This is a genomic window from Pseudomonas sp. PDNC002, assembly GCF_016919445.1.
Taxonomy (GTDB): domain Bacteria; phylum Pseudomonadota; class Gammaproteobacteria; order Pseudomonadales; family Pseudomonadaceae; genus Pseudomonas.
This window is the reverse complement of sequence record NZ_CP070356.1, coordinates 3916055-3931312: the sequence shown is the minus strand read 5'-3', so window position 1 is coordinate 3931312 and position 15258 is coordinate 3916055. Positions and strand designations below refer to the sequence as shown.

The 15258-nt window shown below is 64.9% G+C and carries 11 protein-coding genes; 9 read left to right on the top strand and 2 right to left on the bottom strand.

The genetic code is table 11. The annotated features are described in order from the left end of the window. The first annotated feature begins 112 nt into the window (after positions 1-112). Genes nuoG through nuoN form a run of 8 tightly spaced genes read left to right on the top strand, consistent with a single transcriptional unit; the run spans position 113 to position 10090 of the window. Positions 113-2827 carry an NADH-quinone oxidoreductase subunit NuoG gene (nuoG, locus tag JVX91_RS17975; RefSeq protein ID WP_205335545.1) on the top strand — a complete coding sequence of 905 codons (2715 nt, stop codon included), beginning with the start codon at positions 113-115 and terminating at the stop codon, positions 2825-2827. Positions 2828-2838: 11 nt separating this feature from the next. Then, positions 2839-3828, top strand: a complete 990-nt coding sequence (gene nuoH / locus JVX91_RS17970; RefSeq protein ID WP_205340040.1) for an NADH-quinone oxidoreductase subunit NuoH — start codon at positions 2839-2841, stop codon at positions 3826-3828. 11 nt (positions 3829-3839) lie between these two features. After that, the gene (nuoI, locus tag JVX91_RS17965) at positions 3840-4388 is read left to right on the top strand and encodes an NADH-quinone oxidoreductase subunit NuoI (RefSeq protein WP_024765123.1); all 549 of its coding nucleotides are present in this window, start codon (positions 3840-3842) and stop codon (positions 4386-4388) included. Positions 4389-4399: 11 nt separating this feature from the next. Beyond that, positions 4400-4900, top strand: coding sequence for an NADH-quinone oxidoreductase subunit J (gene nuoJ / locus JVX91_RS17960; protein ID WP_169938589.1), 501 nt, complete (start codon positions 4400-4402; stop codon positions 4898-4900). A 4-nt stretch (positions 4901-4904) separates the two neighbouring features. Further along, entirely contained in the window at positions 4905-5213 is a 309-nt protein-coding gene (gene nuoK / locus JVX91_RS17955; RefSeq protein ID WP_024765121.1) for an NADH-quinone oxidoreductase subunit NuoK, read from the top strand. Continuing rightward, positions 5210-7057, top strand: a complete 1848-nt coding sequence (gene nuoL / locus JVX91_RS17950; protein ID WP_205335544.1) for an NADH-quinone oxidoreductase subunit L — start codon at positions 5210-5212, stop codon at positions 7055-7057. The genes nuoK and nuoL overlap by 4 nt, the downstream gene beginning before the upstream one ends. Positions 7058-7085: 28 nt before the next feature. After that, a complete protein-coding gene (gene nuoM / locus JVX91_RS17945; protein ID WP_205335543.1) occupies positions 7086-8615 on the top strand; it encodes an NADH-quinone oxidoreductase subunit M in 1530 nt (509 codons plus the stop codon). 11 nt (positions 8616-8626) lie between these two features. After that, positions 8627-10090: an NADH-quinone oxidoreductase subunit NuoN gene (gene nuoN, locus JVX91_RS17940; RefSeq protein WP_205335542.1), complete on the top strand. Its 1464-nt coding sequence runs from the start codon at positions 8627-8629 to the stop codon at positions 10088-10090. Positions 10091-10236: 146 nt separating this feature from the next. Here nuoN and JVX91_RS17935 read toward each other — a convergent pair whose 3' ends face one another. Together JVX91_RS17935 and JVX91_RS17930 are read right to left on the bottom strand one after the other, a co-directional pair. Continuing rightward, the gene (locus tag JVX91_RS17935; protein WP_205335541.1) at positions 10237-11304 is read right to left on the bottom strand and encodes an AI-2E family transporter; all 1068 of its coding nucleotides are present in this window, start codon (positions 11302-11304) and stop codon (positions 10237-10239) included. Between the two features lie 89 nt (positions 11305-11393). Next, positions 11394-12713, bottom strand: coding sequence for a Na+/H+ antiporter NhaC family protein (locus tag JVX91_RS17930; protein ID WP_205335540.1), 1320 nt, complete (start codon positions 12711-12713; stop codon positions 11394-11396). Positions 12714-13005: 292 nt separating this feature from the next. On the opposite strand from JVX91_RS17930, the gene JVX91_RS17925 reads away from it, so the two are divergent. Further along, positions 13006-15150: a methyl-accepting chemotaxis protein gene (locus tag JVX91_RS17925; protein WP_205335539.1), complete on the top strand. Its 2145-nt coding sequence runs from the start codon at positions 13006-13008 to the stop codon at positions 15148-15150. The last annotated feature ends 108 nt before the right edge of the window (positions 15151-15258 follow it).

The window sequence follows — 15258 nt, the reverse complement described above, 5'->3', positions numbered from 1 at the left end:
CGCTGCGCCCAGCGTTGTTTCGTTGCAGTGCCGCGGCGTGCCGCCGGCCCGATGAAACCGTGATTTCTATTAGCCACGCCCGCTGACAACGGGCCAACGAAGACTTAGACCCATGGCCACGATCCACGTAGACGGCAAGACGTTAGAAGTCGACGGAGCGGACAACCTGTTGCAGGCCTGCCTCTCCCTCGGTCTCGACATCCCCTACTTCTGCTGGCACCCGGCGCTCGGAAGCGTCGGCGCATGCCGCCAGTGCGCGGTCAAGCAGTACACCGACGAGAACGACAAACGCGGTCGTCTCGTCATGTCCTGCATGACTCCCGCCACCGACAACACCTGGATTTCCATCGAGGACGAAGAGGCCAAGCAGTTCCGCGCCAGCGTCGTCGAATGGCTGATGACTAACCACCCGCACGACTGCCCGGTCTGCGAGGAAGGCGGTCACTGCCACCTGCAGGACATGACGGTGATGACCGGCCACAACCAGCGCCGGTACCGCTTCACCAAGCGCACCCACCAGAACCAGGAGCTCGGCCCGTTCATCGCCCACGAGATGAACCGCTGCATCGCCTGCTACCGCTGCGTCCGTTACTACAAGGACTACGCTGGCGGCACCGACCTGGGCGTCTATGGCGCGCACGACAATGTCTACTTCGGCCGCATCGAGGACGGTGTACTGGAGAGCGAATTCTCCGGCAACCTGACCGAGGTCTGCCCGACCGGCGTGTTCACCGACAAGACCCACTCCGAGCGCTACAACCGCAAGTGGGACATGCAGTTCGCCCCGAGCATCTGCCATGGCTGCTCCAGCGGCTGCAACATCAGCCCCGGCGAGCGTTACGGTGAAATCCGTCGCATCGAGAACCGCTACAACGGCTCGGTGAACCACTACTTCCTGTGCGACCGCGGCCGCTTCGGCTACGGCTACGTCAACCGCGAAGACCGCCCACGCCAGCCGCAGCTGGTGCTGAGCAAGCAGAAGCTTTCGCTGGACGGCGCCCTCGACCAGACCGCCGCCCTGCTCAAGGGCCGCAAGGTCATCGGTATCGGTTCGCCGCGCGCCAGCCTGGAAAGCAACTACGCCCTGGCCGAACTGGTCGGCGCGCAGAACTACTACAGCGGCATCTCCGCCGACGAACTGCAGCGCCTGCAGCTCGTGCTGAAAGTCATGCAGGACGGTCCGCTGCCGGTTCCGACCATCCGTGACATCGAAGACCACGACGCGGTATTCGTGCTCGGCGAAGACCTGACCCAGACCGCTGCCCGTATCGCCCTGGCCCTGCGCCAGTCGGTGAAAGGCAAAGGCGAGGACATGGCCGCCGCGATGAAGATCCAGCCGTGGCTCGACGCCGCGGTGAAGACCATCGCCCAGCACGAGATGAACCCGCTGTTTATCGCCAGCCTGGATGAAACCCGCCTGGACGACGTTGCCGCCGAGTGCGTGCACGCCGCTACCGAAGACCTGGCTCGCCTGGGCTTCGCCGTGGCCCACGCCATCGACCCGAGCGCCCCGGCCGTCGCCGGCCTCGATGCCGAAGCCGCCGCCCTGGCCCAGCGCATCGCCGATGCCCTGGTGGCCGCCAAGCGTCCGCTGGTCATCTCCGGCACCTCGCTGGGCAGCAACGCCCTGATCGAAGCCGCCGCCAACATCGCCAGCGCACTGAAGAACCGCGAGAAGAACGGCTCCCTGAGCCTGGTGGTTCCGGAAGCCAACAGCCTGGGCCTCGCCCTCTTCGGTGGTGAATCCGTCGAAGCCGCCCTCGAGCAGCTGACCTCTGGCGCCGCCGATGCCGTGGTGATCCTGGAGAACGACCTGTACCGCCGCGCCGACGCCGCTGTTGTCGACGCCGCCCTGGCCGCCGCCAAGATCGTCGTGGTCGCCGACCACCAGCAGACCGCCACCAGCGCCAAGGCCACCGTCCTGCTGCCGGCCGCCAGCTTCGCCGAAGGCGATGGCACCCTGGTCAGCCAGGAAGGCCGCGCCCAGCGCTTCTTCCAGGTCTACGATCCGACCTACTACAACGCCGACAACCTGGTCCGCGAAGGCTGGCGCTGGCTGCACGCCCTGCACAGCACCCTCGAAGGCAAGCGCGTCGACTGGACACAGCTGGACCACGTGATCGACGCCGTCGTCGTCGCCAAGCCGCAACTGGCTGGCATCCGCGAAGCAGCGCCGAACGCCGCGTTCCGCATCAAGGGCCTGAAGCTGGCACGCGAGCCGCACCGCTACTCCGGCCGTACCGCCATGCGCGCCAATATCAACGTCAGCGAGCCGCGTCAGCCGCAGGACATTGACTCCGCCTTCGCCTTCTCCATGGAAGGCTACTCCGGCAGCGCCGAGCCGCGTCAGCAGATTCCGTTCGCCTGGTCCCCGGGCTGGAACTCCCCGCAAGCCTGGAACAAGTTCCAGGACGAAGTCGGCGGCCACCTGCGCGCCGGCGATCCGGGCGTGCGCCTGATCGAGGCCAAGGGCGAGGCCCTGTGGTTCAGCGAGATTCCTGCGCCGTTCCACACCGCCGCCAGCCAGTTCAAGGTGGTGCCCTTCTATCACCTGTTCGGCAGCGAGGAGAATTCCGCCAAGGCCGCCCCGGTGCAGGAGCGCATCCCGCAGACCTACGTCACCCTGGCCAAGTCCGAGGCTGACCGTCTGGGCGTCAACGAAGGCGCGATCATCCGCCTGACCGTCAAGGGCCAGGAGCTGCGCCTGCCGCTGCGTGTAAGCGAAGAGCTCGGCGCCGGCCTGGTCGCCCTGCCGATCGGTCTGCAAGGCATTCCCGCCGGCGTCATCGGCTCGGTCGCTGAAGGTCTGCAGGAGGCTGCGCAATGAGTTTGATGAGCATGAGCTGGCTGACACCCGCCGTCGTCGACATCATCATCGAAGTCATCAAGGCCATCGTCATCCTGCTCGCCGTGGTCGTCTGCGGCGCGCTGCTCAGCTGGGTCGAGCGTCGTCTGCTCGGCCTCTGGCAGGACCGCTACGGTCCGAACCGGGTCGGCCCCTTCGGTGCCTTCCAGCTCGGCGCCGACATGCTGAAGATGTTCTTCAAGGAAGACTGGACCCCGCCGTTCGCCGACAAGATGATCTTCACCCTCGCCCCCATGATCGCCATGGGTGCGCTGCTGGTGGCCTTCGTCGTCATCCCGATCACCCCGACCTGGGGTGTGGCGGACCTGAACATCGGCATCCTGTTCTTCTTCGCCATGGCCGGCCTGACCGTCTACGCGGTGCTGTTCGCCGGCTGGTCGAGCAACAACAAGTTCGCCCTCCTCGGCAGCCTGCGCGCCTCGGCCCAGACCATCTCCTACGAGGTGTTCCTGGCCCTGTCGCTGATGGGCATCGTGGCCCAGGTCGGTTCGTTCAGCCTGCGCGACATCGTCGATTACCAGGCCGAGCACATGTGGTTCATCATTCCGCAGTTCTTCGGTTTCATGACCTTCTTCGTCGCCGGCGTCGCCGTGACTCACCGTCACCCGTTCGACCAGCCCGAAGCCGAGCAGGAACTGGCCGACGGTTACCACATCGAGTACGCCGGCATGAAATGGGGCATGTTCTTCGTCGGCGAGTACATCGGCATCGTGCTGGTGTCCGCGCTGCTGGCGACCCTGTTCTTCGGCGGCTGGCACGGGCCCTTCGGCATCCTGCCGCAGATCCCGTTCATCTGGTTCGCCCTGAAAACCGGCTTCTTCATCATGATGTTCATCCTGCTGCGCGCGTCCATTCCGCGCCCGCGCTATGACCAGGTGATGGCCTTCAGCTGGAAGTTCTGCCTCCCGCTGACTCTGATCAACCTGCTGGTGACCGGCGCTGTCGTGCTGGCGACCCAGTAAGGAGCAAGACAATGATCAAATACATTTTCGAAGTCGTGCATGGCACCTACACCCAGCTTCGCAGCCTGGTGATGATCTTCGGCCATGCCTTCCGCAAGCGTGACACCCTGCAATACCCGGAAGAAGCCGTGTACCTGCCGCCGCGCTACCGCGGCCGCATCGTCCTCACCCGCGATCCCGACGGCGAGGAGCGCTGCGTCGCGTGCAACCTGTGCGCCGTGGCCTGCCCGGTCGGCTGCATCTCCCTGCAGAAGGCCGAGACCGACGACGGTCGCTGGTACCCCGAGTTCTTCCGCATCAACTTCTCCCGCTGCATCTTCTGCGGCCTGTGCGAAGAAGCCTGCCCGACCACCGCGATTCAGCTGACGCCGGATTTCGAAATGGGCGAGTTCAAGCGCCAGGACCTGGTCTACGAGAAGGAAGACCTGCTGATCTCCGGCCCCGGCAAGAACCCGGACTACAACTTCTACCGCGTTGCCGGCATGGCCATCGCCGGCAAGCCGAAAGGCGCCGCGCAGAACGAAGCCGAACCGATCAACGTCAAGAGCCTGCTGCCGTAAGGAGACGTCGCGTGGAATTCGCTTTCTACTTCGCCGCCGGCGTCGCCGTGCTGGCAACCTTCCGGGTCATCACCAACAGTAACCCGGTGCATGCCCTGCTCTACCTCGTGATCTCGCTGCTGGCCATTTCGATGACCTTCTTCAGCCTCGGCGCGCCGTTCGCCGGCGCCCTGGAAATCATCGTCTACGCCGGCGCGATCATGGTGCTGTTCGTCTTCGTGGTGATGATGCTCAACCTCGGCCCGGCTATCGCCGAGCAGGAGCGCAAATGGCTCACACCCAAAGTCTGGATCGGTCCTGGCGCGCTCGCGGCAGTACTGCTGGTCGAACTGCTGTGGATGCTCTCGCGCACCCCGAGCGGTGCCGGCATCGGTCACACCACCGTGGACGCCAAGGCCGTGGGCATCAGCCTGTTCGGCCCGTACCTGCTGGTCGTCGAACTGGCCTCGATGCTGCTGCTGGCGGCACTGGTCGCCGCCTACCACCTCGGCCGCCACGAAGCGAAGGACTAACACCATGAACACAATTCCTCTCGAACACGGACTGGCGCTCGCCGGTGTGCTGTTCTGCTTCGGCCTGGTGGGCCTGATGGTACGACGCAACATCCTGTTCGTACTGATGAGCCTGGAAGTGATGATGAACGCCGCCGCGCTGGCCTTCGTGGTCGCCGGTAGCCGCTGGGCCCAGCCCGACGGCCAGGTGATGTTCATCCTGGTGCTCAGCCTGGCTGCGGCCGAGGCCAGCATCGGCCTGGCGATCCTGCTCCAGCTGTATCGCCGCTTCCATACCCTCGATATCGACGCTGCCAGCGAGATGCGCGGATGAACCTGCTGCCCCTTACTTTCCTGTTCCCCCTGGTCGGCTTCCTGCTGCTCTCGTTCTCCCGTGGCAAGTGGTCGGAAAACCTCTCAGCTCTGGTCGGTGTCGGCTCCGTGGGCCTCGCCGCCCTCTCCGCCTTCTGGGCGATCTGGGGCTTCCACAGCAACCCGCCCGAAGGTGGCGCCTACAGCCTGGTGCTGTGGCAATGGATGAGCGTTGGTGACTTCAAGACCAACTTCACCCTGTACCTGGACGGCCTGTCGGTCACCATGCTCGGCGTGGTCACCGGCGTCGGCTTCCTGATCCACCTGTTCGCCTCCTGGTACATGCGCGGTGAGACCGGTTACTCGCGTTTCTTCGCGTACACCAACCTGTTCATCGCCAGCATGCTGTTCCTGGTGCTGGGCGATAACCTGCTGTTCATGTACTTCGGCTGGGAAGGCGTGGGCCTCTGCTCCTACCTGCTGATCGGTTTCTATTACAACCACGTACCGAACGGCAACGCGGCGCTGAAAGCCTTCATCGTGACCCGCGTGGGTGACGTGTTCTTCGCCATCGGCATGTTCATCCTGTTCCAGCACCTGGGCACGCTGAACATCCAGGAGCTGCTGGTCCTGGCTCCGCAGCACTTCGCCAAGGGCGACCTGTGGATCAACCTGGCCACCCTGATGCTGCTCGGCGGCGCCGTCGGCAAGTCCGCCCAGCTGCCGCTGCAGACCTGGCTGGCCGACGCGATGGCCGGCCCGACTCCGGTCTCCGCGCTGATCCACGCCGCCACCATGGTGACCGCGGGCGTCTACCTGATCGCCCGCTGCCACGGCCTGTTCGAGCTGGCTCCGAACGTTCTGGAGCTGGTCGGCATCATTGGCGCCGTGACCCTGGTCCTGGCCGGCTTCGCCGCCCTGGTGCAGACCGACATCAAGCGCATCCTCGCCTACTCGACCATGAGCCAGATCGGCTACATGTTCCTGGCCCTGGGCGTCGGCGCCTGGGGTGGCGCGATCTTCCACCTCATGACCCACGCCTTCTTCAAGGCCCTGCTGTTCCTTGCCTCCGGTGCGGTGATCGTTGCCTGCCACCACGAGCAGAACATCTTCAAGATGGGTGGCCTGTGGAAGAAGCTGCCGCTGGCCTATGCGAGCTTCGTGGTCGGTGGTGCGGCACTGTCCGCCCTGCCCTTCCTGACCGCCGGCTTCTACTCCAAGGACGAGATCCTCTGGGAAGCCTTCGCCAGCGGACACCAGAACCTGCTGATCGCCGGTCTGGTCGGCGCCTTCATGACCTCGCTGTACACCTTCCGCCTGATCTTCATCGCCTTCCACGGCGAAGCGAAGACCGAAGCGCACGCCGGCCATGGCATCAGCCACTGGCTGCCGCTGGGTGTGCTGATCGTGCTCTCCACCTTCATCGGCGCGCTGATCACTCCGCCGCTGGCCGGCGTCCTGCCGGAAAGCGCCGGTCATGCCGGTGGTGAAGCCAAGCACAGCCTGGAAATCGCCTCGGGCGCCATTGCCATCGCCGGTATCCTGCTGGCGGGCCTGCTGTTCCTCGGCAAGCGCCGCTTCGTCAGCGCCGTCGCCCAGAGCGCACCGGGCCGCTTCTTCGGCACCTGGTGGTACCACGCCTGGGGCTTCGACTGGCTGTACGACAAGCTGTTCGTGAAACCCTACCTGCTGATCTGCCGCCTGCTGGCCGCGGACCCGATCGACAAGACCCTGGTCCTGGTCCCGCTCACCGCCCGCGGTGGTCACAAACTCCTCAGCCTCACCGAGAACGGCCGCCTGCGTTGGTATGCCGCTTCCCTGGTGGGTGGCGCCGCGCTGCTCCTCGGCGCGCTGCTGCTGGCTTAATGAATTCACGAAAGAGATTGAGCCCGACATGATTCTGCCCTGGCTAATCCTGATCCCCTTCATCGGCGGCTTCCTTTGCTGGATCGCCGAGTACACCAGCAAGACCCTGCCTCGCTGGGTCGCCCTGGGATCGATGGTCCTCACCCTCGCCCTGAGCCTGTGGGTGTGGCACACCGGCGACTTCCAGCTGGCCCCGGCGCCGGGTGGCGAGCCGCAGTGGACCCTGCAGTTCCAGGTACCCTGGATCGAGCGTTTCGGCATCAGCGTGCACCTGGCAATGGATGGCCTGTCCCTGCTGATGGTCGCGCTGACCGGCCTGCTCGGCGTGCTGTCCGTCCTCTGCTCCTGGAACGAGATCCAGCGCCGCATCGGCTTCTTCCACCTGAACCTGCTGTGGATCCTGGGCGGTGTGATCGGCGTGTTCCTCGCCGTCGACCTGTTCCTGTTCTTCTTCTTCTGGGAAATGATGCTGGTGCCGATGTACTTCCTCATCGCGCTCTGGGGTCATAGCTCGGACGACGGCAAGAAGACCCGCATCTACGCCGCCACCAAGTTCTTCATCTTCACCCAGGCCAGCGGCCTGGTGATGCTGGTGGCGATCCTCGGCCTGGTGTTCGTGCACTACAACAGCACCGGCGTGCTGACCTTCAACTACGCCGACCTGCTCAAGACCCAGCTGCCGCCGCACACCGAGTGGATCCTGATGCTCGGCTTCTTCGTCGCCTTCGCGGTGAAGATGCCGGTCGTACCGGTGCACTCCTGGCTGCCGGACGCCCACGCCCAGGCGCCGACCGCCGGTTCCGTGGACCTCGCCGGCATCCTGCTGAAAACCGCGGCCTACGGCCTGATCCGCTTCGCCCTGCCGCTGTTCCCCAACGCCTCGGCCGAGTTCGCCCCGATCGCCATGACCCTGGGTCTGATCGGCATCTTCTACGGCGCCTTCCTGTCGTTCGCGCAGACCGACATCAAGCGCCTGGTGGCCTACTCCTCCGTGTCGCACATGGGCTTCGTGATGATCGGCATCTACTCCGGCAGCCCCCAGGCGCTGCAGGGTGTGGTCGTGCAGATGATCGCCCACGGCCTCTCCGCCGCCGCGCTGTTCATCCTCTGCGGCCAGCTGTACGAGCGCCTGCACACCCGTGACATGCGCAAGATGGGCGGCCTGTGGTCGCGCATTCCGTACCTGCCGGCCGTGGCGCTGTTCTTCGCCACCGCGTCGCTGGGTCTGCCGGGCACCGGCAACTTCGTCGGCGAATTCCTGATCCTGCTGGGCAGCTTCAAGGTCGTGCCGGTGATCACCGTGATCGCCACCTTCGGCCTGGTGTTCGGTTCGGTCTATTCGCTGATCATGATCCACCGCGCGTACTTCGGTCCGGCCAAGTCCGACACCGCCATCGCCGGCCTGAACTTCCGCGAACTCTCCATGGTGCTTGGCCTTGCAGTGCTGCTGATCGTGCTGGGTGTCTACCCGCAGCCGGTCCTCGACACCTCCGCTGCAACCATGCATGGCGTCCAGCAGTGGCTGGGTGCCGCCCTTTCCACCCTGGCAGCACGGTAAGCGAGCGCGATATGACCTTCACGATCCAACACTTCATCGCGCTCCTGCCGCTGCTCATCACCAGCGCCACCCTGGTGGTGGTGATGCTCGCGGTAGCCTGGAAGCGTAACCACTCGATGACCGCCACCCTCTCGGTGATCGGTCTGAACCTGGCGTTGCTGTCGATCTTCCCGGTACTGAAAGTCACCCCGATCGAAGTCACCCCGCTGATGCTGGTGGACAACTTCGCCTGCTTCTACATGGCGCTGATCCTGGTCGCCGCCCTGGCCTGCACCACGCTCGCCCATGCCTACATGGAGAGCTTCCCGGGTAACCGCGAAGAGCTGTACCTGCTCCTGCTGCTGTCCACTGCGGGTGGCCTGGTGCTGGTCAGCGCGCAGAACCTCGCCGGCCTGTTCATCGGCCTGGAACTGCTGTCGGTGCCGGTCTACGGCATGGTGGCCTACGCCTTCTTCAACAAGCGCACCCTGGAAGCGGGCATCAAGTACACCGTACTGTCCGCCGCCGGCTCGGCTTTCCTGCTGTTCGGCATGGCCCTGCTCTACGCCGAGTCCGGCAGCCTGGGCTTCTCCGCCATCGGCGCATCCCTGGCCGAAGGCACCAGCCACGGTCCGCTGCTGTCCATCGGCGTCGGCATGATGGTCGTCGGCCTGGGCTTCAAGCTGTCGCTCGCGCCGTTCCACCTGTGGACGCCGGACGTCTACGAAGGCGCCCCGGCTCCGGTAGCGACCTTCCTCGCTACCGCCAGCAAGGTCGCCGTGTTCGCCGTGCTGCTGCGCCTGTTCCAGATCGCTCCGGCGGCCCTGAACAACGGCCTGCTGCATGACGCCATCGCGGTCATTGCCATTGCCTCGATCCTGATCGGCAACCTGCTGGCGCTGACCCAGAGCAACATCAAGCGCCTGCTCGGCTACTCGTCCATCGCCCACTTCGGCTACCTGCTGATCGCCCTGGTGGCGAGCAAGGGTCTGGCCGTGGAAGCGGTCGGCGTGTACCTGACCACCTACGTGGTCACCACCCTGGGCGCCTTCGGCGTGGTCACCCTGATGTCCACCCCGTACAGCGGCCGCGACGCCGACGCGCTGTTCGAGTACCGCGGCCTGTTCTGGCGCCGCCCGGTGCTGACCGCGGTGATGACCGTGATGATGCTGTCCCTGGCCGGCATTCCGCTGACCGCCGGCTTCATCGGCAAGTTCTACATCGTCGCCACCGGCGTCGAGTCGCAGCACTGGTGGCTGGTCGGCTCGCTGGTACTGGGCAGCGCCATCGGTCTGTTCTACTACCTGCGCGTGATGGTGACCATGTTCCTGGTCGAGCCCAACATGAAGCGCCACGACGCTCCCCTGGACTGGGCCCAGCGCGCCGGCGGCATCATGCTGGTAGCCATCGCCCTGCTCGCCTTCTTCCTCGGCGTCTACCCGCAACCGCTGCTGGACATCCTCCAGCACAGCGGCCTGGTAGCCATCGCCGGCTGAGATCGACAGGCATGAAAAACCCCGCTTCGGCGGGGTTTTTTATTGGCCAGGATTCAGCTTTCGTAGGGTGCATAACGCGACAGCGTTATCCGCCAAATTGCCAACGGCGGATAACCTGTTCCAGGTTATTCGCCCTACGCACTCTCCTACTCCGCCGCTTTCGGTGTTTCCTCTTCACGGCCGGTGAACAGATCCCACGACGCCATGAACAGCGCTGCGATCAGCGGACCGATGACGAAGCCGTTGAGGCCGAACAGCGACATGCCGCCGAGGGTGGAGATCAGCACCACGTAGTCAGGCATCTTGGTGTCCTTGCCGACCAGGATCGGGCGCAGGATGTTGTCCACCAGGCCGATCACCACGACGCAGAACAGCGTCAGCACCACGCCCTGCCAGATCGCACCGGTGAGCAGGAAGTACGCCGCTACGGGCACCCAGATCAGCCCGGCACCGATGGCCGGCAACAGCGAGAGGAACGCCATCAACGTCCCCCAGAGCAGCGAGCCCTGGATGCCGAGGAACCAGAAGATCAACCCGCCCAGCGCCCCCTGGGTCGCGGCGACGGCGATGTTGCCCTTCACCGTGGCGCGGATCACCGTGGTGAACTTGGTGAACAGATGCTGCTTGTGGTCGACGCTGAGCGGCACCGCCTGCTTGATTCGCCGGCCAAGGGTCGAGCCGTCGCGCAGCAGGAAGAACAGCAAGTAGAGCATGATGCCGAAGCTGATGACGAACTCGAAGGTGTTCTGGCCGATGCTGAACGCCTTGGTCGCCACCAGTTGGCTGGCCTGCATCGCGCCGGAGGAGAGTTTTTCCTGCAGGCTGGACAGGTCGGCCAGGTCGAAACGTTCCAGCCACTGGTGCGCCCAGGACGGCAACGCCGCAAAAGCCTGCTGGAAATAAGTGACGAAGTTCAGCTCACCGGACTTCAGGCGCTGGTAGACGGTGGCGCCCTCCTGCACCAGCGCGCCGGCGATGAAGGTCACGGGCAGGATCACGATCAGGAAGCAGACCGTGAGGGTGATCAGCGCCGCGAGATTGTTGCGACCTTTCAGGCGCACCCGCAGGCGGCGCTGCATGGGGGCGAAGATGATGGCCAGGATGGTGCCCCAGAACACCGCGCCATAGAACGGCAGCAGTATCCAGGCGAAGGCGATGGTCACCACCGCCAGCAGGGCGAGGAACGTCCGGTATTCCAGTTTCGAGTCGAACATGAGCGGGTCCGTGGGTGGGAATCCTGCTCATTAGTCAGCAGTTGACCTGCCGAGTGCAACTTTCAACGCGGAATTTCCCGTCCAGAGCCTTAAAGCACCATCGCGGCCACCCAGCCGAAGGCCAGCAGCGGCAGGTTGTAGTGCAGGAAGGTCGGCACCACGGTGTCCCAGATGTGGTTGTGCTGGCCATCCACGTTCAGGCCGGAGGTCGGGCCGAGGGTGGAGTCCGATGCTGGCGAACCCGCATCGCCCAGCGCACCAGCCGTGCCGACGATGCTGACGATGGCCAGCGGGCTGAAGCCCAGATGCACCGCCAGCGGCACGAAGATCGCCGCGATGATCGGCACGGTGGAGAACGACGAGCCGATCCCCATGGTCACCAGCAGCCCTACCAGCAGCATCATGAAAGCGCCCAGCGCCTTGCTGCTGCCGATCCAGCCGGCCGCGCTGCCCACCAGGCTGGCGACCTGCCCGGTGGCGGTCATCACAGCCGCAAAGCCCTGGGCGGCGATCATGATGAAGCCGATCATCGCCATCATCTTCATGCCTTCGGTGAACAGGTCGTCCGCTTCCTTCCAGCGCACCACGCCGGACAGCGAGAACACCAGGAAACCCACCAGCGCGCCGAGGATCATCGAATCCAGCAGCAATTGCACGGCAAAGGCCGCCGCCACCGCGACGCCTGCCACCAGCAGGCTCATCTTGCTGTACGGCGTGTCGACCCGCTCGGCCTGTTCGATGCGCTCCAGGTCGTAGTCGCGCTTGCGCCGGTAGCTGAAGAGCACCGCGACCAACAGGCCGCAGACCATGCCCAGCGCGGGAATCAGCATGGCGTGGGTCACGTTGATGCCCTGCACATCGACCCCGGCGCGGGCCACGTTGGCCAGCAGAATCTGGTTCAGGAAGATGTTGCCAAAGCCCACCGGCAGGAACATGTAGGGCGTGATCAGGCCGAAAGTGATGACGCAGGCGATCAGGCGGCGGTCGATCTGCAGACGCGTCAGCACGTAGAGCAGCGGCGGCACCAGCAGCGGGATGAAGGCGATGTGGATCGGCAGGATGTTCTGCGAGGAAATGGCGACCACCAGCAGCAAGCCGACCATCATCCATTTGAAGCCGTTGGAACCGTTCGTCTCGTGCCGACCGAGCATCGCCAGGGCGCGGTCGGCGAGCGCGTGCGCCATTCCGGAGCGCGCGATGGCCACGGCGAAGGCCCCAAGCATGGCGTAGGACAGCGCCACCGTCGCACCGGCGCCAAGACCCTCGTTGAACGCCTTGAGCGTGCCGTCCATGCCCAAGCCGCCGAGCAGCCCGCCGACCACCGCACCGGCGATCAATGCGACCACCACGTGCACGCGACACAGGCTCAGCACCAGCATCAGGCCAATGGCGATCAGCACCGCATTCATCTTCACCACTCCTCTCGCACTTGTCCGCGCCGCGGCGCGGGCAAAAGGCGCGCACTCTGCCAAACGTCCGTCGGGGTGTCAAAAAATGAGTCGAATCAAGACGTTTCCGAAGTTGCCCGGCGGGGTTTTCGCCGTAGTGCGCACGCTTTTTGCCTGAAAGTCGCCATCCGTCGTAACGGCGCGCCAGAATCGCCTGTTTTCCGGCGTTTCGCCCTGTTGCGGGTCAAGAAGATGCGGGAAAGGCCGATATACCGGGCATCCCGAGGCTTAGTTCAAACAAGGATTCCCCTCCATGCTGCTGCGCCGTCTCTCCATCCAGTGGAAGGTCACGTTGCTCGCCGGCCTGTGCCTGCTAGGCGTCGTCTCGCTTCTCTCCGGCATTTCCGTCTACCGCACCCAGACCAGTACCTCGCTGGTCAAGCAATCGAGCACGCAGATGCTCAACGAAGCGGCCCAGGCGCGCCTGCAATCACGCGGCGAAGTCCAGGCCATGCGGATTCAGCGCTACATCATGGATGCCTACCAATACGGAAAGGGATTTTCCCGCCAGGTCCTGTTCCTGCGCGACCAGGCGCAGAAGCGCTTCCTCGACGCCTATGACCTGCGCGAGGACCTGACCCGCCAGGTGAAGACCGCGCTGGAAGGCAACCCGGAGTTGCTGGGCCTGTACGTGGCCTTCGAACCCGATGCGCTGGACGGCAAGGACAAGCTCTTCGCCGGCCAGGGCGAACTGGGCAGCAATGACGCCGGCCGCTTCTCGATCTACTGGTCGCAAGCCACGCCCGGCCAGCTGGAATCCGAGGCCATGGCCGAGTCGCTGCTCAACGACACCAGCCCCGGTCCGAGCGGCAGCGCCTACAACGCCTGGTTCACCTGCCCCAAGACCACCCGCCAGCCCTGCGTCCTCGATCCCTACTTCGACGACGTCGGCAGCAAGAAGATGCTGATGACCAGCATCGCCTTCCCGCTGGAACTGGACGGCAAGATCGTCGGTGTCATGGGCCTGGACATCAGCATGGAGAAGCTGCAGGAAATCGCCGTCGAGGGCAGCCAGGAACTCTACGATGGCCAGGGCCGCGTCAGCATCGTCAGCGCCGCCGGCCTGCTCGCCGGGCATAGCGCCGATGCGTCCAAGCTGAGCAGGAAGCTGCAGGAGGTCTACCCGAATCAGGGCGCCGAGCTGCTGCAGGCCATTGCCGCCAATCACGAGCAGGTATTCCGCCAGGACGATCAGCTGCGTGTAGTGGAACCGCTGCAACCGATTCCCGGCTCCAAGCCGTGGGGCGTGCTGCTGGAGGTACCGCAGAACGTCCTGCTCGGCCCGGCCATCGAACTGCAGAACGAACTGGACAACCAGCGCGTGCAGGGCACTGTCTCGCAGTTGGGCTTCGGTCTGGTCGCCGTGCTGATCGGCCTGTTCGCCATGTGGCTCACCGCCCGCGGCGTGACCCGGCCAATCCTCAACGTCGCCGCCATGCTGCGCAACATCGCCAGCGGCGAAGGCGACCTCACCAAGCGCCTGGACTACGCCGGCAAGGACGAGCTGGGCGAGCTGGCCGGCTGGTTCAACCGCTTCCTCGACAAGCTTCAGCCGATCATCCGCGACGTGAAATCCTCGGTGCAGGACGCCCGCGCCACTGCCGACCAGTCCTCGGAAATCGCCAGCCAGACCAGCGCCGGCATGCAGCAGCAGTTCCGCGAAGTCGACCAGGTGGCCACTGCCTCGCAAGAGATGAGCGCTACCGCCCACGACGTCGCCAACAGCGCCGCCATGGCCGCCGATGCCGCGCGTGGCGCCGACGGTGCGACCCGCGACGGTCTCAACGTGATCGACAACACCACCCGCCTGATCGACGAACTGGCCAGCGACATGAGCAGCGCCATGAGCCAGGTGGAAGGTTTGGCGGCGAGCAGTGAGCAGATCGGTTCGGTGCTGGAAGTCATCCGCGGCATCGCCGAGCAGACCAACCTGCTGGCGCTCAACGCCGCCATCGAAGCGGCCCGCGCCGGTGAGGCCGGGCGCGGCTTCGCGGTGGTCGCCGACGAAGTGCGCAACCTCGCCAAGCGCACCCAGGACTCGGTGGAGGAAATCCGCCAGGTTATCGAAGGCCTGCAGAACGGCACCCGCGATGTGGTCGGTGCGATGAGCAACAGCCATCGCCAGGCGCAGGACAGCGTGTCCCAGGTCGAACAGGCTGTGGCCGCGCTCAAGCGCATCGGCGACGCCGTCGGGGTGATCACCGACATGAACCTGCAGATTGCCAGCGCGGCCGAGGAACAGAGCGCGGTGGCCGAGGAGATCAACCGGAACGTGGCGGGGATTCGTGACGTGACCGAATCGCTGTCGAGCCAGGCGCAGGAGTCGGCGCAGGTGAGCCAGTCGCTGAACAAGCTGGCGAATCATCAGCAGGGGTTGATGGATCAATTCCGCGTTTAAACAGGATGCGTCTGTAGGAGCGGAGCTTCTCCGCGACAACCCGGACAACCGGGGCGTTACACCGGCCTGCTGGCCGGGTCGCGGATAAGATCCGCTCCTACAAAAAAT